The organism is Pantoea sp. App145, assembly GCF_047947045.1.
GTDB lineage: Bacteria > Pseudomonadota > Gammaproteobacteria > Enterobacterales > Enterobacteriaceae > Pantoea.
This window is the reverse complement of sequence record NZ_CP133290.1, coordinates 4,249,465-4,266,233: the sequence shown is the minus strand read 5'-3', so window position 1 is coordinate 4,266,233 and position 16,769 is coordinate 4,249,465. Positions and strand designations below refer to the sequence as shown.

Here is a 16,769-nt window from a genome sequence, read left to right as displayed (position 1 = left end):
CCTTAAGACTGAACATGGCGGACGCGCAGGTCACTGGCAATGCGTGCCATCATCGGATTATTAAGTTTGCAGGCACGAATGCTGAACGCCAGCAGCAGGTGAAATAAGGCGGGAAGCAGGGTTTCCATGGTGGTAATTCCCTGCAGTGAAGCGGCGGTCTGATTACCGGCACCCGGCTGGTAGGCCACGAAGATAAACACCAGGCTGATGATCCCGGCACTGGAAGCCCAAGCGAGCTTGATACAGAACAGGTTGAAGGCAAAATTCATCCCCGACGAGCGCACGCCGGTTTTCCACTCACCGTAATCATCAGCAAACGCCATCAGCGCAAAATGCAGCGGCAGCGTAAAACCGAGGATAATGCCGTTACCGAGGATCACCGCCAGCCACAGCGTCTGCCACGCCGCGCCAGTGGGCAGCAACCACATCAAAACCGCCAGGGCCGCCAACACAATATTGGTGCGAGAGTAAAGTTTGACGGTATCGATGCGTTTTGACAGCGGGCTGACGATGACTGAGCCAAGAATCGAGGCAAAGGTCACCATGGTGAAAAATAGCGAGGTATAGGCAGTGCTGCCCTTCAGCACATAGGTGATGAAGTACATATAGCCACCACCACGGATGTTAAACACATTAATCAGCAGGAAGGACATCAGCAACATCAGCAACAGTTGGTCGTTGCGGCGTAACCCGGCCAGATGTTGCCGCAGGGTAAATTTGCCCATGCTGTCCAGCGGTACGCGCTCACGCACCCAGAAGAAGCAGCAAAGAAACATCACCACCGCCACCGTGCACAGCAGCCCTACGCCCGCCTGATAGCCGAGTGCGGCATTGCCTTTACCCAGCGCCGACACCAGCCACGGCAGGCCAACGGAGACCAGAAAACCCGCCACGCCACACAACACAAAACGCCATGACTGGCAGGAAAGCACTTCCGTATGGCGGGTGGTCATGGTGTTGATCAGCGCACAGTAAGGCACGTTAATCGCCGTGTAGCTGATCGAGAGCAGCAAATAAGTCCCGAAAGCCCAGGCAATTTTCATGTTCATGCTGACATCAGGGACGGTAAAGGTCAGTACGCCAATGATGCCAATCGGCACCGCAATCCACAGCTGCCAGGGGCGGAAACGTCCCCAGCGGCTCTGGGTGCGGTCGGCGATGATCCCCATGATCGGATCGGATACCGCATCAAACACGCGCAGAGCAATAAACAAGGTTCCGACCAGTGCCGGAGTCAGGCCAAAGACATCGGTATAGAAAAACGTGAGAAAATTCATAATCAGGCAGGTGATCACCGTGCCACCGGCGTCCCCCAGCCCATAACCGATTTTCTCGCGCATCGACAGCACATCGCTGGTGGCCTGCTGCGTCAGCTCGGTTTGCGTAATCGGGGTAGAAGTCATCGAAAACTCCTCGTCAGGGTCAGAGTACATTACCCGCATCATGGCGGGCTTATTTACAGGTACCTGACTCATTCTGCCTGCAATCTGGCAACCAACAAGGGAACGGAAAAGTATAAAAACAGGGTAATTCCGACCTGATAGCTGAAATGTGAACTGGATCGGGCACCGCCTCACTTTATGATTAATAATCAGTCACAAAGTGATTTTATGGTCGCCAAAAAGCAGGAAATTGAATATCGATGTTCGAATTATCCATAGCGTTTCCGATTCAGGTGCAAAACGGGGGTTTGTTTATTTCCCGTGGCGTGGGAAGCCATCCGGCGCGCACCCTCTCCTCCTGGGAAGTCATCTTTGTCGAGCGTGGCGAGCTGCTAATTCGTGAAGAGGATCGGTTGTTTTCCGTACAGGCGGGTGAAAGCCTGCTGCTGAGGCCCGGATATCGGCACGTCGGGGAAGGAACATTTCCGCCAGATCTGAAATTCTACTGGCTGCATTTTGAATGGCTGAAAGGAGCCAGGGAAACCGGGTTGCATCAGGCGCTGTTAACGCTTCCCCAGCACACCCGCGTTGGCGATCCACAATACGTTATTGCGCTGTTTCGGCAGTTTCTTAGCGAACAGGAAAACATTCATCGCAGTATCGCGCTGGAGTGCATTTTGCTGCTGATTCTGCAACAAATCGCTGCCCCAGGCCCGCAGGAAAGCGCCGATGACAGCCCCGGCATCGCCCTGGCATGGAAAGCGCATCAGATCATCCGCAGCCGATTCCATCTGCCGCTTTCCACTGCGGTGCTGGCAAAAGAGCTGCACTGCAATGCCGATTATCTTGGCCGGGTTTACCGCCGGACATTTCGCCTGACGCTGACGGAAGCCATCCATCGTCAGCGCGTCCTGGCAGCAGAAAAGCTGCTGATCAGCAATTCATTGTCGTTAACCGAAGTGGCCCGACAGTGCGGGTTCAGCGATACCAGCTATTTTCGCCAAATCTTCCGTAAACATACCGGCCTGACGCCAGCAGGCTGGAAGCAACGCTACTGTAAAGAGCACATTAATTCCTGATATTTCGTCTCATCCCTGTAATGCAAAGTAGCGTTGTGGCGTCAGTCCCAGCGCTTTACTAAACATGGCAATCAGCGCACTGCCGTTACAATATCCCAGCTGGCTGGCAATCTCCTCCACTGCCATCCCCTGTGACAGCTGGTTGATTGTCGTTGTAATGGTTAACTGCTGACGCCATTGCGCGAAGCTTAGCCCGGTCTCCTGACGAAACAAGCGGGACAGGGTTCGCGGGGTGATCCCAGCCTGATTGCCCAGGCTCTCCAGCGTAGCGTTATTGCCTGGCTGCTGTAGCAATGTCCCGGTTATCGCCAACAGTCGCGGCTCTTTCGCTACCGGCAGGCAACTGACCTGCGCCGATTGTGCCTGGCTTAATTCATTGAACAGCAACGCCAGGATGAGCAGATTGCGCCGCTGATGCTGGGGTAAATCATCCAGTTCGGTTACCAGCTGATGGACGAGACGGGTGATGAGCAAAGGGCAAAGTGCCTCAATACATTTTTTCTCACCCGCATCGGTCAGATATAAATTATGAGTCTGCGTCCCTGCCTGCGCATGGGTTTGGTGCGTGAGTCCGGAGGGGATCCATAACGCGCGGTAAGGAGGTAAGGTCCAGCTTGCCTCGGCGGTATGGATAGTGACCGCCCCACTGCTGCAATATGTCAGCTGCGCCGTGGCGTGTGAATGCCAGGCCTGTGCCTGCTGGCGCGTGTAGAAATATGACACGACAGAGGGAGCCGGAGTTAACATCTGCGGTTGCAGCTGCGGAATTTTACTTTTCAGTTTGAGTGCGCTATTCATTTCACCACCTGCCATCACCTCTCCCCCGCCTGATACCCGAAAATTTCGCCACTATTTATCGATTGCGACAACCTTTGTCGCTTTTTCAGGGTGACTTCTGAGAACACAGAATAACAGACAGTCACCATCTTTTAATAAGAAATAAAATCATTATCATTCGCCTTCTCCTGGTCAGGATTGCCCGTTACGCTGCTGGTGCAGCTTTTGTAACGCGAGTCAAAAAAGCCTTATCCAGACAAACTTTTATGTGGTGAGCATTTATTTAACTTATTAAGAGATAGGGAAAATTGATGTGCAAGATGACAGGCATGGGTAAGGGTCCATTCGTACTGAGTGCGCTTGCGTTAGTGTTGATGGCTGCTAAAGTCAGCGCAGCAGATCAGCAAATGGTGGTGACGGCCAGCCAGGCTGCCCGGCAATCGACAGATGACACCAGCGTGGTATCCACCAGCAGCACCAGCGCGACCAAAACGGCAACGCCGAAAATTGAGGTGCCGCAATCGGTATCCAGCGTGACGCGTAAGCAGATGGATCTACAGGCAGCGCAGACCACGGCTGAAGCCTTGCGCTACACCTCCGGTGTGGTGTCAGAGATACGTGGCGCATCCAGCAACGGCGCGAGTTATCTGTTCAGCCGCGGCTTCTATCTGGAACAATTTCTGGATGGTGCCAGAATGCCGAGCGACAGCAGCTTCGGTTATGCGATTGCCAATTATGATACCTATGGCTTTAGCAACATTGAGGTGCTGCATGGACCGGCCTCGGTGTTATATGGCCAGGTCAATCCCGGCGGCGTGGTCAATCTGACCAGTAAAAAACCCACGGCAACGCCAGTAAACGAGGTGTTTGTTACCGCAGGGAGCCACGACCATCTGCAAACCGGTTTTGATGTCGGTGGCAAAGCCAACGACGATGGCACCCTGCTGTATCGCCTGACAGCCAGCGGCACCGACAGTAAAACTCAGGTTGACGATACGCGGCAAAAGCATGTGTATGTCGCGCCCGCACTGACCTGGCAACCCAACGAGGATACCTCGCTGACGGTGCTGGCCAAGTATCAGCGTGATCCGGATATCGGTTATTACAACTTTGTTCCGGCAGTCGGCAGCGTATTCGGCACGGCGAACGGTAAGATCTCGCCACATACCAACCTCGGCGATCCCAACTTTGATCATCATTCACGTACCCAGTTCTCCGTGGGCTATGAATTCTGGCATCGCCTGAATAACACCCTGATGATGCGGCAAAATGTGCATTACAGCGATGTGAAAGATAACCTCGAAAATGTCTTCACCAACGGTTACGCCAGTGGTTCCAGCCGCGTGCTCAACCGTTATGCCTTCTTCAACCATGAACAGGCGAAAACCCTTTCAGTAGATAACCAGCTGGAAGCCGATTTCGATACCGGCGCGATCTCGCACCAGTTGTTGTCAGGTGTTGATTTCCAGCGCGTGCTGTATCGCGAAACCGTGGGACTGGGGGCTGCGCCAACCCTGGATGCCTTTGCGCCAGACTACAGCGCCGTCACCATGCCCAACACCACGTCAGACGATCATATCCGTCAGAAGCAACTGGGCGTTTATACCCAGGATCAGATGCGATTTGGCAACTGGAGTTACCTGCTGGGGATGCGTGAAGACTGGGCGCATGCCGATGACGTTAACCCGGTAACGGATTCCTCTACCGAACAATCTGCCCGTGCCTTCACCTGGCGCACCGGGCTGGTTTATCAGTTTGATAACGGCATTGCCCCGTATGTCAGCTTTGCTAAATCCTTTAATCCGCAGGTCGGTACGCTATATGGCGGCGGCATGGCAAAACCCACCACGGCCAACCAGTATGAAGTGGGGGTAAAATATCAGCCGACCGGCTTTAACGGCTTTATCACCACGTCCTGGTTTGACCTCACTGAGAAGAATGTGCTGACCAGCGATCCGCAACATTCGGGGTATAACACGCAGGCCGGACGCGTCAGATCGAAAGGTGTCGAGGTGGAAGCGCACGCCAACCTGACGCCATCACTGACGCTGATCAGCGCCTATACCTGGCTGAACGCGGTCACCATTGATTCCAACGACAGCGCCACCACGCTGGACGGCGGCACCACCTCACTGGAAGGCAAACGCCTGTGGGGAATACCACGCAATACGGCATCCGCCTGGCTGGACTACACCTTCCATCAGGGGGTGATGCAGGGATTTGGTGTCAACGCGGGTGTTCGTTACATCGGAGCCAGTGAAGATACGTCAAACACCATTCGTGTGGCGTCCGCAACCGTGATGGATGCGGGTATTCATTACGATACCGGTGATCATTGGTTGTTTAGCCTGAACGCCAGTAACCTGCTTGACCGCCATTATGTCGCCTCGTGCTATAGCGCCACGACCTGTACCTATGCCGATGGCGCAAACGTACTGGCCAGCGCACGCTACCGCTGGTAATGGCATGAGAAGACGTACGTTTTTACAGTGGTTCGCGTTGCTCTCCCTGGTGGGGAGCACGCGTTATGTGAGTGCGTCTTCACTCCCGGCCCCACGTCTGGTGGTACTCGACTGGGGGCTGGTGGAAACGCTACTGGCGATAGGTGTGATCCCGGCTGGCGTGGCAGAAATCGAGGGTTATCACGACAACGTGGTGGAACCACGCATTCCCGCCGAGGTGCCGGATGTCGGCCTGCGCCTGACTCCCAATCTGGAGTGGTTACAACAGTTAGTGCCGGATTATATCCTGATCAATTCCAGCCAGGAGTCGCAGCGCGAAATCCTTGAGCGCATCGCTCCGGTGCGGGCATTCACCATTTACAGCGATACAGGGACACCCTGGCAACACGCCATCGAGGCCACCCGCCAGCTGGGTGAACTGTGTCACCGCCAGTCCGCTGCCGCGCAGCTGATAAGCGGTGCCGCAGAAACCTTACGCCAGGCAGCATCAGGCCACGCAACCGACTTAACCGTTTTCCTTATCCGCTTTTTCGATGCCCGCCATATCGGTGTCTATGGTCAGCGCAGCCTGTTTCAGGACGTTCTCACCGCCATGAAAATTAACAATGGCTGGCAGCGAGAAACTGATTACTGGGGAATCAGCGTCGCTGGGCTGGATAGCCTGGCCCCGGCCACTCAGGCACAGATTCTTTATTTCACCCCGTTACCCGCCAGTATGCCGCACGGCCTGGCGGATAATGCCTTATGGCAGGCGCTACCTGCGGTGCAGGCAGGCCATAGCGCGCCATTACCCGCCTTTTGGGGATTTGGCATGCTCCCCTCCGCCATGCGTTTTGCCCGGCAACTGTCCGCAGCACTCAGAGATCGGTCCGCATGAAACCCCTGAACCTGCGCGCCCGGATAATATTGCTACTGGCGTTACTGCTGCCATTGCTGTTGCTGAGTCTGCATAACTTTGCCCAGTTGCTGCCGATGCCAGCGCACTCTATCCGGCAACTGATCGTTTTGCAGGGATGGTTACCGCGTCTGGTGATCAGCCTGTTGTGTGGGGCAGCGCTGGGTCTGGCGGGTCTGCTGTTTCAGCAAACGCTGCGTAACCCGCTGGCAGAACCGATGACGCTGGGAGTGGCTGCCGGTGCCCAGCTCGCGCTCTCACTGGTAACGATATTTCTCCCGCACTGGCTGGTGGCAGGGACGCAAACGGTGACGCTGATCGGGGCGATCACTGCAGCCGGGCTGGTGCTGGTCCTTTCAGCCTCACGTGGGCTGGAGCCTTCGCGGGTGGCGATTGCCGGTTTGGTGGTGAGCTTATTCTGTGGTTCAGTGATCACCGTGCTGCAATTGCTCTACGCCCCTTATCTGCACAGCCTGTTTATCTGGGGAGCCGGTTCGCTGGTCCAGGCGGGCTGGGGATCGGTACGTCAGTTGGCCGGGCAGTTGCTGGTTGGCTGGCTGCTGGCGTTACTATTACGGCGTCCGTTGCAGCTACTGGGCCTCGGTGAACTGCACGCCAGCAGCCTCGGACTACGCACCCAATATGCCAGGCTGGCAGGATTTGCTCTGGCGGTGCTGCTGACCGCCGCAGTGGTCAGTGCAGTCGGGGTCATAGGTTTTGTCGGGCTGGCAGCCCCTGCCCTGGCACGGTTGCTCGGCGCGCGTCGTCTGCTGCACCAGTTGCTACTGGCCCCACTGTGTGGCGCGCTATTGCTGTGGGGTACCGATCAGGCCGTCCAGCCTTTTGCCAATGCGCTGGGGGAGTTGGTACCCACCGGAGCGGCCACCGCGCTGTTTGGCGCTCCGCTGATACTGTGGTTACTGCTCAGGTTGCGCACTACGTCCATGCCGCTGGCCCCGGTGTCTGCGAGTGCTGGCGAGTCGATCCACACAGACCACCGTATCTCCCCTCTTAGCCTCGGTTTGTTTGTGCTGCTGGCGCTGTGTCTCCTGCTATCGGTGTTTTTTGGCCGCTCCCCCAGCGGCTGGGCGTTCACACCACTCTCGCATCTGGCAGCGCTGTTGCCATGGCGCGTACCCCGTGAGGTGGCCGCCTGTGCTGCCGGGATGATGCTGGCCGCAGCCGGGGTGTTACTGCAACGATTAACCGGTAACCGGCTGGCAAGCCCGGAAATGATGGGGGTGAGTGCTGGCGCTGCTTTGGGGATGCTGGCATTGACTCTGATGGTGGGAAGCACATCACATGCGCTGCGTCTTGGCGTTACCACGGGCGGGGCGTTGGTTACGTTGCTGATCATTTTATCTTTTTCCCGCCGTCATCATTTTTCCCCGGATCGCGTTTTGCTGGCCGGCGTGACCATCAGCGCGCTGTTCCAGGCATTGGTGGCGACGGTCATCGCAGCCGGTGATGAACGCGCCATCACCTTGCTGAACTGGTTATCCGGCTCGACTTACTCGATCATGCCGCGCGATGCAGAAGTCGCGGCAGGGATGGCGCTGATATTAAGTGTACTGACGCTGTTTTTCCGGCGCTGGCTGAGCATTTTACCGCTGGGTGCAGCCTGTGCCGCCTCCGTCGGCGTCACTCTGGCGCAGGCCCGCCTGCTCACCCTGACCTTTATCGCCATGCTGACGGCATCGGCAACCTTGATCGTCGGCCCGGTATCCTTTGTCGGCCTCACCACTCCGCATATTGCGCGCCTGCTGGGTGCGCGGCGTCCGGGGCAGCAACTCCTGCTTGCCCTGCCCAGTGGCGCGTTAATGATGGTAGTGGCAGATTGGGCCGGGCGCACCTTGCTGGCTCCACGCGAACTCCCCGCCGGGCTGGTCGCCACCCTGCTGGGCGCACCTTATATGATGTGGCTGCTTACCCGGCGTGGTGAGAGATCATGAGAGAGGGTGTTACGCCTGCTTATCTGCTCGGATCCGTAGCGGCGCGATTTATCGCGCTATTATCAGCTGCGCCCCCTGCCAAAAGCGCGCAATAAATTGCGCCGCTACGACCTGGTGCGATATTGCATCACGGGGCAGATTTCTGCGTCCGCTGCGCCAGCCACTCTTCCTGCGTGATTTCCCAGTTGCCCGCCAGCATTTCGCCGCCGACAAAGGCTTTACTGAAGGTATCGATCAGCCGCATCCCGGTGCGTTCGGAGATGCGCCGCGATGCGAGGTTATCCATCGCTTTGGGCACGCGCAGACGAGGTTGTTTCAGAGTCAGAAACCAGTAGTCAGTCACCACAGCACAGGCTTCGCTCATCAACCCCTGCCCCTGCCATTCTGGCACCAGCCAGAAACCCCGGTTATCTTCCTCACCGGCGCGCAGGGAGATCAGTCCAATCACTGTCTCTGGTGCGGAACGATGGCGTAAACTCCAGTGCCATGCCTGACCGGCCTCCATTGCGGGTAACGCGATGTGGTTAATGTAATAACTGGCCCCATCCGCAGGGTATGGCCAGGGGACCGCATTAGTCAGATGCCGTACGATTTCCCAGCGTGGGAAGATTTGTTGTACCTGGATGGCATCGCTGCTTTGTAGCGGTTCCAGAAGCAATCGTGGCGTTTCGAGCCGGGGTACTGTCATCTCAACCTCCTGTTGTCCAATCCCTTAATGGGTATCAGAAAATAGCCAGAATTAACATTGTTTTCACCAAATAATCAGTAAGTTACCGTGAGCAATAAATTCTGCCCCAGATCACATTTTTGCTAAATTGTGACAGCAATTCATCTGAGTGAAACAAAACTGTCACACTATTACCCTAACCTTTAGTCTCCTGTTTTACGATGGAAAACCGTTATGGTCATCAAAGCAAAAAATCTGCAGGACGCTGAAGAACTCCTGCACTCCGGTATCAGTAAAGTCGAACTGGCTTACGATATTGGCAGCGACGATTTCTTCCGCCTGGCGTCTCGCTGGTGCGATCGCGGTGCGCGCATCAGTAAAGGCCATCAGCATTTTGTGGTATCGATCAAGAGTTTTGCCATTCCCCCTAATGACTAAAGACGGTGAGCGCTGAGCTTGCCCTCTCTCCGGCTGACTGGTTAAATGCCCTTTTCCGTCAGACGTGATTCCCTATGTTTACACCCGCCACACCGCTTACCGTTCCTGAATCACCCTTTTTGCTCGCCGCTGGCATAACACCTGGCGCCCCGTTGCTCGCCTGGTGTCAGTTCGATAAACAGCACTGGCAGGCCGAGCTGCATCAACGTTGGCAATTGCCACTGCCTGCGGCACTGGAAAAGGCGGTGATTAAGCGTAAGTCCGAACATCTGGCCAGCCGCTGGCTGGCGCGCGAAGTGATGGCACAATTTGGCGTGGCGGATTTTATGCTACTCAACGCTACCGATCGTTCACCCTGCTGGCCCGCAGGCGTGCAGGCCTCCCTGTCGCATAGCCATGATATGGCGGTGATTACGGCAACGCGTGAACCGCTGTGCGTCGGTGTTGATGTGGAACAGGTGATGGCTGCCAGGACGGCGCAGGAAACGGCGGAAATGTTGATGAATGCGCAGGAACGTGCGCTGCTGCAACAGCTTGCGTTGCCCTTTGCTATGGGGGCGACGCTGTTGTTTTCCCTGAAAGAGAGTGTGTATAAGGCATTGTGGCCGCAGTTACATCAACCCATGGAATTTCTCCAGGCGGAGCTGATCCATCTCGATCTGACGACCCATACCGCCCGGCTGCGCTTAACCGAGGATTTTTCTGCGCACTTTAACCAGCAAACCTTGCTTCAGGCGCGTTTCAGTCAAAGTGAGCAGCGCGTGGTAACGCTGGTCACGCATCCTCTGGTGCTTCAATAACAGCCGCTACGGAACCGTTAATGGCCGGTATCGGTGCGTTTTACCGCATCCAGCGTCGCCATTTCACGTTCGCTACCGGTCAATTCACTCAGCTTACCGTCACGCATTTCCAGCAGGCGATCGGCGTGAATGAAATAGTGATCGTCATGGCTGATAGCAAACACCGTTTTGCCGGATTCCTGTAACCAGGGCAGCAGCTCGCGATAAAAAATACGGCGGAAATGCGGGTCCTGATCGGCGGCCCATTCGTCAAGCAGCAGAATGTCGCGCTCCTCTGCGGCTGCCAGCAGCAGCGCCAGGCGCTTACTTTGTCCTTTCGACAGTTGCAGATTCAGTACCTTGTTGCCCGTCAGCTTCAGTTTATCCTGCATCTTCAGACGCTCCAGCCAAAGCTGTACCAGCGCCGGATTGGCGGGTTGACCAGCCTGGCCGATAAGACGATCAAACAGATGCACATCGGTGAACACCGCAGAGAAATGCTGGCGATAAGCTTCCAGATTGTGCCAGTCAACCGCTTTGCCATTCAGCAACAAGCTACCGGATTGCGGCTGATATAAGCCGGTCAGTAGCATCGCCAGCGTCGATTTGCCGCTGCCATTACCGCCAATCAGGAACACCAGCTCGCCCCGACGCAACGTCAGGTTGATCGGCCCCACTTCGAAGCCATGTTCGCCATAATGGAAGCAAACATCACGTAATTCGAGGGATTCCCACTCACTGGCAGCGGGCAAGGCTTTGAACTCCGCTTCATAAGGTGCGAGGTCAAAAGTATTCAGCTTACGAAATGCCACCTGGGCACTGAGCAGCGTAGGTAAAGCGCCCACAGCTGCCAGTAACGGCGTGCGCAGAAACAGCAGCGTCAGCGAGTAAGTTGCCGCCACGGCGGTATTGGCCCAGCCAAGACCATTGGCCATCCAGAACACGATGCCAATCGCCCCGAGCATCATAATGTTTGACCAGTTCACCGCACTGAGATGGAAGGTATCGGCACGCACAATATGGTGACGATAGCTTCTGGCGTTTTCCTGGTAAACGCTGTCGTAAATCTGCTGCGCGCGATCGCGGTTCAGCTGTAGCTCTTTGCGCCCTTCAATGATGGTTTGATAGTCACGATAGAGGTCATCTTCCACCTCGCGCAGCTTTGCCATATGTTGATAAACACGCGACACCAGCAGCCAGCCCCCCACCAGCGTGACCACCAGCCACAACGAGGTCACCGCCAGCATTTTCGGTGATAACCACGCCATATACAGCGCGGAACCGAGGGTAATGATGATGCCCTGGATCAACTCCGGCAGACGGACAAAAGCAATGGTAATGGCACGCACGTCACTGGTCAGCCCGGCCAACAGTTGTGCGTTGCCGATCTGCTCAATACGCTCTACGCGGGTATCCAGAATACGTTTGATAAATTCGCCACGCAGACGCCAGACGAAGTGATGACCCAGCAGCGTCAGCGACAGCTGTGAGCCGAGCGTCACCGCCATCAGCAGAAACAGCTGCAGCAGGAACGCCGGTAATACGCTAACCGAGGTATTCACCGCCGTGATCAGCTCGTTATTAATCCAGGCAATCATGCCAATGCCGAGCGCGGCGCTAAGTAAAGTAAGAAGGATGACGCCAATAAAAGGCCAGCGATACTGGCGATAGACAACCTGAAGCAGAGCCATTAAACGGTTCCAGCAGTAAACTTTTGCAGCCTGCAGTTTAATGGTGCGTCAGATGATAGCAAGAATAATTCTCATCCAACGCGCCCTCAATGGGCGCGACGGAAAGTGAGGTTATAGCGAAAGGCACCGGCCTGCGGATGCACACCCGGTTTGAGCGGCAGAATGCCGTGATAGCGCAGACGCGAAGGCCCACCCCATACCACGATATCGCCGTGTTCCAGTAACACGCGCTGTGTGGCATCACCACGTTCGAAACCACCAAACTGAAACACGGCGGGCAGCCCGAGCGACACCGAAACGATCGGCTGGCGCAGGTCCTTCTCATCTTTATCCTGATGCAGCGTCAGTTTGGCTCCGGGCTCATAACGGTTTATCAGACAGGCATCCGGGTTAAAACCGCTGAACCCGGCTTCCAGCGCCGTCTGTTGCGCCAGCTCGCGGAACAAGGTCGGCATCGGCGGCCATGTATGTCCGCTGAGGTTATCCTGTTCGGTGTACTGGTAGCCGCGTGAATCGCTCGACCAGCCCAAATTGCCGCAGTTGGTCATGGCAACCGACATACGATGCCCACCCGGCGTAATGCGATGAGCAAACGGGTTAAGTGCGGCGATGGTATGAATTTCCGCCAGCAATGCATCCGCCTGCTCGCGGGCGCGACGACGCAGGATCACCGCCCCCTCAGCCAACGGTTCCTGCCACGGCGCTTCATCACTAAACAAGTCCAGCATTTGCGCCTCCGTAATCAGTGGTCATCCTGTGAAATCAGGAATGGTTTGAACTGCGGCGACATCCAGTGACTGAAGCCGTCGCCCTGTCTGGTTATCAGATACACCGCCAGATGCTCCTTCAGCGCCAGCGCTTTAGCGCGCTCAGTGCCAAGCACCATCAGCCCGGTATCCCAGCCATCCGCTTCCAGCGCGGTGGTGGCGATCACCGTTGCTGACACCAGTTTATGCTGGATTGGCCGCCCGGTGGCCGGATCGATAACGTGCGAAATGCGTTTGCCATCCAGTTCATAATAGTTGCGATAGCTGCCGGATGTACTGATGCCGTGGCCCTGTAAATCCACCCGCGCTTCCACCGCATTTTCCCGATCGGTTGGTTTCTGGATCGCTACACGCCATGGTTGGTTCTGGGCATTCAAGCCGCGACTCAGTACCGCTCCGCCCACCGATACCAGATAATCGGTGATGCCCTGCTGCTCCATCAGGCGCGCCAGATGGTCGGTTGCATAGCCTTCACCCATGGTGGAGAGATCAACATACAAGCCCGGCAGATCTTTTTGCAGCCACTGGCCGTCAACCGCCTGGATCACCCGCAGATGCTGTAAACCGGTTAGCGCTTTCGCCGCCGCAATTTCAGCATCCGTTGGCGTATGCGCAGGTTGTTTGGTCGGCCCAAAACCCCACAGATTGACCAGCGGTCCGACGGTAATGTCCATCGCGCCACGGGTTTTTGCGCCGATGCGCAATGCTTCGGTAACGATATCCGCCATATCGGCACTGACTGGTTGCGGTGTGTTGCCCTGATATTGATTGAAACGCGATAGCACGGAGTCCGGCTTCCAGGTAGAAAGCTCGCCATCGTCACGATCCAGCTGTTGCTGAATCGCCTGCTGTAATGACGCTTTACGCTGTGCATCGACTCCGGCGAGGCTAACCCGCCATACCGTACCCATGGTTTTACCTTCCAGCACCATACTTTGTCGGCCCGGCGTTTGATCGCAACCACTCAGCCCGAACACCATCAGGCTTATCAGCAGAATATTCTGAAAACGCATTTAATCCTCATCTGTAACGCTTTAATTAAGCCTGTTACAAAGCATAACTCGCTTGTAAATCAGGCTAAAGCTGCTTGAAGTTGACTGGAGGCTGGCACAGGATAACCCGTTCCTGCACAACCGCGCATACGGGAGCGTCAGATGATTTATACAATTCTTGTGGTGGCCACTGGCCTGTTTTTATACAGCAGCCTGCAATGCTGGCGGCATTATCGTCAGCGTCATCTGCGCGGGCGTTAAATTTCTGCACCAGAAAAACCCGCGTTGCACCGCTTCAGCGCTGGCGCAGTGTAGCAAAGTGAAACCGATCCGCGTGGCGCTGAGAGCGGTGTTGTGGCATGAATTCTGCAATGTTGAAGCTAAGTTGAATATCGCTGAGGCAGCAGAATGGAAAAGTCAAAAACACAACATGGCAAATGGCAGCAGTGGCTGAGTTTCTCAGCCTTTACCCTCGCGGGCGTAGCGCTGGAAGGCAGCCACCCTCCAGCACAACAGCAAGCGCCAAAAGCGAAGAAGTGGCGCACTGCGCAGTAATGCTGCGTTTATAGCCCCAGTTCACTCAGGCCCGGATGATCAATCGGGCGTGTTCCCAGCGGCCAATGGAATAAACGCTGCGCTTCAGTGATTGCGAGATCGTTGATACAGGCGTAGCGCGTTACCATCAAACCCTCTGCCCCGAAGTGCCAGTTCTCATTACCGTAGCTGCGAAACCAGTTACCACTGTCATCATGCCATTCATAAGCAAAGCGCACCGCCAGCCGGTCGTTATGCCACGCCCATAACTCCTTAATCAGCCGATAATCCAGCTCTTTAGCCCACTTGCGTTGCAGAAACGCCTCTACATCTGCCCGTCCATTGACAAACTCACTGCGATTACGCCAGCGGGTATCTTCACTGTAAACCTGTGCCACCCGGTGCGGATCGCGGCTATTCCAGGCATCTTCCGCCATCCGCACTTTCTGCGTGGCGCTTTTTTCATCAAACGGGGGAATCAGCATTATAGTCTCCTTATTTATGTAGACAGATCTGTCTACTTGATTCATCCTGCCGTATGTAGACAATTCTGTCTACTTCCTTTTTACGGTGATGCTATGCTCGCTCCTCTGACTTTCGATCCCCAGGCCGCCGCGCGCGACCGCATCCTCAATACCGCCCAGCGCCTGTTTTATCAGCAGGGCATTCGCGCCACCGGCATTGATAAAGTGATTGCCGAAGCGGGCGTTACCAAGGTGACCTTTTATCGACACTTCCCCGCCAAGAACGCCCTGATTGTGGCGTTTCTGCAACAGCGCCATCAACGCTGGATGACAGCATTTCGCACAGCACTGGCGCAGCAGCCTGCGCTGGTGGATGCCCTGCCCGCTGCATTGCAAAGCTGGTTTAGCGAAGCGGATTTCCGTGGCTGTGCCTTTATTAACAGTGCGGCGGAATTGGGAGACACCCTGCCGGAAGCCAGTGCGCTGATTCTGGAGCATAAAAGAGAGATGGCGGCGGCGATTGCGCAGCAACTCACGACAGCACAACAAAGAACAGTTGGGCAGATTGTCTTGCTGGTGGAGGGGGCGATTGTGCAGGTTCAGCTGGGAGAAGCGGCGGAGCAGATTATCGCTGCGTTACATGATGCGCTGACTACGTTGTTAAAAACCGGAGCGTGACCGGCAGGCCACGCTCCGACAAACTTCTTAGAACTGGTAAACCAGACCCAGAGCAACAACGTCGTCGGTGTTGATACCGGCGGCCTGGGTGAAGTTGTTGTCGTCCAACAGGTTGATCTGGTAATCAACATAGGTGGACATGTTTTTGTTGAAGTAGTAGGTCGCGCCTACATCGATGTATTTTTTCAGGTTCTGAGTGCCGTAGTTCTGAACATCACCGCGTGAAGAGATGAAGGCCAGAGACGGACGCAGACCGAAGTCGAACTGGTACTGTGCAACCATTTCCCAGTTATCCGCACTATCCGCATAACCAAACGCAGAGCTGTCGCTGGAACCGAAGCGTGTTGCGTTGATGGAACGGGTATACATCGCGGCCAGGTAGATGTTGTTGGCATCATATTTCAGACCACCGGTATAAGCCTCGGCTTTGTTACCGCGACCCAGGATACCGTCGTAGCCACCGTTCTGCGAGTTGGTACGATCAGACGACATCATCGCCGCACCGATACCAAAACCAGAACCCAGGTCATAGGTGGTGCTCAGACCAAAGCCATCACCGTTCTCACCCAGCACATCACGGCCAGATGCGGACTCAGTCGGGTTGTCATTTTTGCCCTGGTACTGCACGGCAAAGTTCCAGCCATCCACCAGACCGAAGAAGTTGGTGTTGCGGTAAGTCGCCAGACCGTTGCTGCGCTGGAACATGAACTGGTCAGCGCCGTAGGTATCACCACCGAACTCAGGCAGTACGTCGGTCCATGAACCGATGTCATACAACACGCCGTAGTTACGACCATAGTCGAAAGACCCGGCATCACCGAATTTCAGACCAGCAAAGCCCACACGCGTGAAGCTGTTAGCTGTACCCTGGTTCTCTGTGGTATTCAGAGCCGCCTGGTATTCCCACTGGCCGTAACCGGACAGTTGATCGGTTACCTGCGTCTCACCTTTGAAGCCAAAGCGCAGATAAGACTGGTCACCATCACTGCCAGAGTTGTCAGAAAAATAGTGCAGACCGTCGACTTTGCCGTACAGATCTAATTTGTTGCCATCTTTATTGTAAATTTCCGCTGCGTTTGCAGCACCTGCAACAAGAAGCGCAGGAATCATCAGGGAGAGAACACGAAGTTTCATTTTATTACCCTCTTTAATGTGCCTTTATTTATGCCACTGCTAACTGAACGATTAAAAATTCAGCCGGCAAGCCATTGT

General features: G+C 55.5%; 16 protein-coding genes. 8 read left to right on the top strand and 8 right to left on the bottom strand.

The window, feature by feature from the left end; genetic code table 11:
- Nucleotides 1-2: 2 nt before the first annotated feature.
- Nucleotides 3-1,403, bottom strand: coding sequence for an MFS transporter (locus RCF31_RS19735; protein WP_416412046.1), 1,401 nt, complete (start codon nt 1,401-1,403; stop codon nt 3-5).
- Between the two features lie 239 nt (nt 1,404-1,642).
- Here RCF31_RS19735 and RCF31_RS19730 point away from each other — a divergent pair, with 239 nt between their 5' ends.
- Complete coding sequence (locus RCF31_RS19730; RefSeq protein ID WP_416412045.1) at nt 1,643-2,461, top strand: helix-turn-helix domain-containing protein; 819 nt, start codon at nt 1,643-1,645, stop codon at nt 2,459-2,461.
- Between the two features lie 9 nt (nt 2,462-2,470).
- Here RCF31_RS19730 and RCF31_RS19725 read toward each other — a convergent pair whose 3' ends face one another.
- Nucleotides 2,471-3,259 (bottom strand): helix-turn-helix domain-containing protein, encoded by a 789-nt coding sequence (locus tag RCF31_RS19725; RefSeq protein ID WP_416412044.1) that lies wholly within the window; start codon nt 3,257-3,259, stop codon nt 2,471-2,473.
- A 290-nt stretch (nt 3,260-3,549) separates the two neighbouring features.
- Here RCF31_RS19725 and RCF31_RS19720 point away from each other — a divergent pair, with 290 nt between their 5' ends.
- Genes RCF31_RS19720 through fhuB form a run of 3 tightly spaced genes read left to right on the top strand, consistent with a single transcriptional unit; the run spans nt 3,550 to nt 8,547 of the window.
- Nucleotides 3,550-5,700, top strand: a complete 2,151-nt coding sequence (locus RCF31_RS19720; protein ID WP_416412043.1) for a TonB-dependent siderophore receptor — start codon at nt 3,550-3,552, stop codon at nt 5,698-5,700.
- 4 nt (nt 5,701-5,704) lie between these two features.
- Entirely contained in the window at nt 5,705-6,577 is an 873-nt protein-coding gene (locus RCF31_RS19715; protein ID WP_299445421.1) for an ABC transporter substrate-binding protein, read from the top strand.
- On the top strand, nt 6,574-8,547 hold the full coding sequence (fhuB, locus tag RCF31_RS19710) for a Fe(3+)-hydroxamate ABC transporter permease FhuB (RefSeq protein ID WP_416412042.1): 1,974 nt from the start codon (nt 6,574-6,576) through the stop codon (nt 8,545-8,547). Before RCF31_RS19715 ends, fhuB begins: the two co-directional genes overlap by 4 nt.
- 127 nt (nt 8,548-8,674) lie before the next feature.
- Here fhuB and RCF31_RS19705 read toward each other — a convergent pair whose 3' ends face one another.
- A complete protein-coding gene (locus tag RCF31_RS19705; RefSeq protein ID WP_416412041.1) occupies nt 8,675-9,235 on the bottom strand; it encodes a GNAT family N-acetyltransferase in 561 nt (186 codons plus the stop codon).
- Nucleotides 9,236-9,448: 213 nt separating this feature from the next.
- On the opposite strand from RCF31_RS19705, the gene RCF31_RS19700 reads away from it, so the two are divergent.
- Nucleotides 9,449-9,652, top strand: a complete 204-nt coding sequence (locus tag RCF31_RS19700) for a hypothetical protein (protein WP_013509840.1) — start codon at nt 9,449-9,451, stop codon at nt 9,650-9,652.
- A gap of 74 nt (nt 9,653-9,726) precedes the next feature.
- Nucleotides 9,727-10,452 (top strand): 4'-phosphopantetheinyl transferase family protein, encoded by a 726-nt coding sequence (locus RCF31_RS19695; protein ID WP_416412040.1) that lies wholly within the window; start codon nt 9,727-9,729, stop codon nt 10,450-10,452.
- Between the two features lie 17 nt (nt 10,453-10,469).
- Here the strand turns inward: RCF31_RS19695 and RCF31_RS19690 are convergent, their stop codons facing one another.
- The 3 genes from RCF31_RS19690 to apbE form a co-directional block, all read right to left on the bottom strand.
- The gene (locus RCF31_RS19690) at nt 10,470-12,122 is read right to left on the bottom strand and encodes a multidrug ABC transporter permease/ATP-binding protein (protein ID WP_416412039.1); all 1,653 of its coding nucleotides are present in this window, start codon (nt 12,120-12,122) and stop codon (nt 10,470-10,472) included.
- An 86-nt stretch (nt 12,123-12,208) separates the two neighbouring features.
- Nucleotides 12,209-12,850 (bottom strand): DNA oxidative demethylase AlkB, encoded by a 642-nt coding sequence (gene alkB, locus RCF31_RS19685; protein ID WP_299445410.1) that lies wholly within the window; start codon nt 12,848-12,850, stop codon nt 12,209-12,211.
- Nucleotides 12,851-12,864: 14 nt separating this feature from the next.
- Nucleotides 12,865-13,902, bottom strand: coding sequence for an FAD:protein FMN transferase ApbE (gene apbE, locus RCF31_RS19680; protein WP_416412038.1), 1,038 nt, complete (start codon nt 13,900-13,902; stop codon nt 12,865-12,867).
- Between the two features lie 387 nt (nt 13,903-14,289).
- On the opposite strand from apbE, the gene RCF31_RS19675 reads away from it, so the two are divergent.
- Complete coding sequence (locus RCF31_RS19675; RefSeq protein ID WP_313684837.1) at nt 14,290-14,436, top strand: hypothetical protein; 147 nt, start codon at nt 14,290-14,292, stop codon at nt 14,434-14,436.
- 8 nt (nt 14,437-14,444) lie between these two features.
- On the opposite strand, the gene RCF31_RS19670 is transcribed toward RCF31_RS19675, so the two are convergent.
- Nucleotides 14,445-14,900, bottom strand: coding sequence for a nuclear transport factor 2 family protein (locus RCF31_RS19670; RefSeq protein WP_299445679.1), 456 nt, complete (start codon nt 14,898-14,900; stop codon nt 14,445-14,447).
- Nucleotides 14,901-14,993: 93 nt separating this feature from the next.
- On the opposite strand from RCF31_RS19670, the gene RCF31_RS19665 reads away from it, so the two are divergent.
- Complete coding sequence (locus RCF31_RS19665) at nt 14,994-15,557, top strand: TetR/AcrR family transcriptional regulator (protein ID WP_416412037.1); 564 nt, start codon at nt 14,994-14,996, stop codon at nt 15,555-15,557.
- 27 nt (nt 15,558-15,584) lie between these two features.
- Here RCF31_RS19665 and ompC read toward each other — a convergent pair whose 3' ends face one another.
- The gene (gene ompC, locus RCF31_RS19660; protein WP_416412036.1) at nt 15,585-16,691 is read right to left on the bottom strand and encodes a porin OmpC; all 1,107 of its coding nucleotides are present in this window, start codon (nt 16,689-16,691) and stop codon (nt 15,585-15,587) included.
- Nucleotides 16,692-16,769: the final 78 nt, after the last annotated feature.

What these genes read in the sequence shown, in the direction of transcription:
- RCF31_RS19735 (WP_416412046.1), bottom strand. Translation starts at nt 1,403, where the DNA reads ATGACTTCTACCCCGATTACGCAAACCGAGCTGACGCAGCAGGCCACC.
- RCF31_RS19730 (WP_416412045.1), top strand. Translation starts at nt 1,643, where the DNA reads ATGTTCGAATTATCCATAGCGTTTCCGATTCAGGTGCAAAACGGGGGT.
- RCF31_RS19725 (WP_416412044.1), bottom strand. Translation starts at nt 3,259, where the DNA reads ATGAATAGCGCACTCAAACTGAAAAGTAAAATTCCGCAGCTGCAACCG.
- RCF31_RS19720 (WP_416412043.1), top strand. Translation starts at nt 3,550, where the DNA reads ATGTGCAAGATGACAGGCATGGGTAAGGGTCCATTCGTACTGAGTGCG.
- RCF31_RS19715 (WP_299445421.1), top strand. Translation starts at nt 5,705, where the DNA reads ATGAGAAGACGTACGTTTTTACAGTGGTTCGCGTTGCTCTCCCTGGTG.
- fhuB (WP_416412042.1), top strand. Translation starts at nt 6,574, where the DNA reads ATGAAACCCCTGAACCTGCGCGCCCGGATAATATTGCTACTGGCGTTA.
- RCF31_RS19705 (WP_416412041.1), bottom strand. Translation starts at nt 9,235, where the DNA reads ATGACAGTACCCCGGCTCGAAACGCCACGATTGCTTCTGGAACCGCTA.
- RCF31_RS19700 (WP_013509840.1), top strand. Translation starts at nt 9,449, where the DNA reads ATGGTCATCAAAGCAAAAAATCTGCAGGACGCTGAAGAACTCCTGCAC.
- RCF31_RS19695 (WP_416412040.1), top strand. Translation starts at nt 9,727, where the DNA reads ATGTTTACACCCGCCACACCGCTTACCGTTCCTGAATCACCCTTTTTG.
- RCF31_RS19690 (WP_416412039.1), bottom strand. Translation starts at nt 12,122, where the DNA reads ATGGCTCTGCTTCAGGTTGTCTATCGCCAGTATCGCTGGCCTTTTATT.
- alkB (WP_299445410.1), bottom strand. Translation starts at nt 12,850, where the DNA reads ATGCTGGACTTGTTTAGTGATGAAGCGCCGTGGCAGGAACCGTTGGCT.
- apbE (WP_416412038.1), bottom strand. Translation starts at nt 13,902, where the DNA reads ATGCGTTTTCAGAATATTCTGCTGATAAGCCTGATGGTGTTCGGGCTG.
- RCF31_RS19675 (WP_313684837.1), top strand. Translation starts at nt 14,290, where the DNA reads ATGGAAAAGTCAAAAACACAACATGGCAAATGGCAGCAGTGGCTGAGT.
- RCF31_RS19670 (WP_299445679.1), bottom strand. Translation starts at nt 14,900, where the DNA reads ATGCTGATTCCCCCGTTTGATGAAAAAAGCGCCACGCAGAAAGTGCGG.
- RCF31_RS19665 (WP_416412037.1), top strand. Translation starts at nt 14,994, where the DNA reads ATGCTCGCTCCTCTGACTTTCGATCCCCAGGCCGCCGCGCGCGACCGC.
- ompC (WP_416412036.1), bottom strand. Translation starts at nt 16,691, where the DNA reads ATGAAACTTCGTGTTCTCTCCCTGATGATTCCTGCGCTTCTTGTTGCA.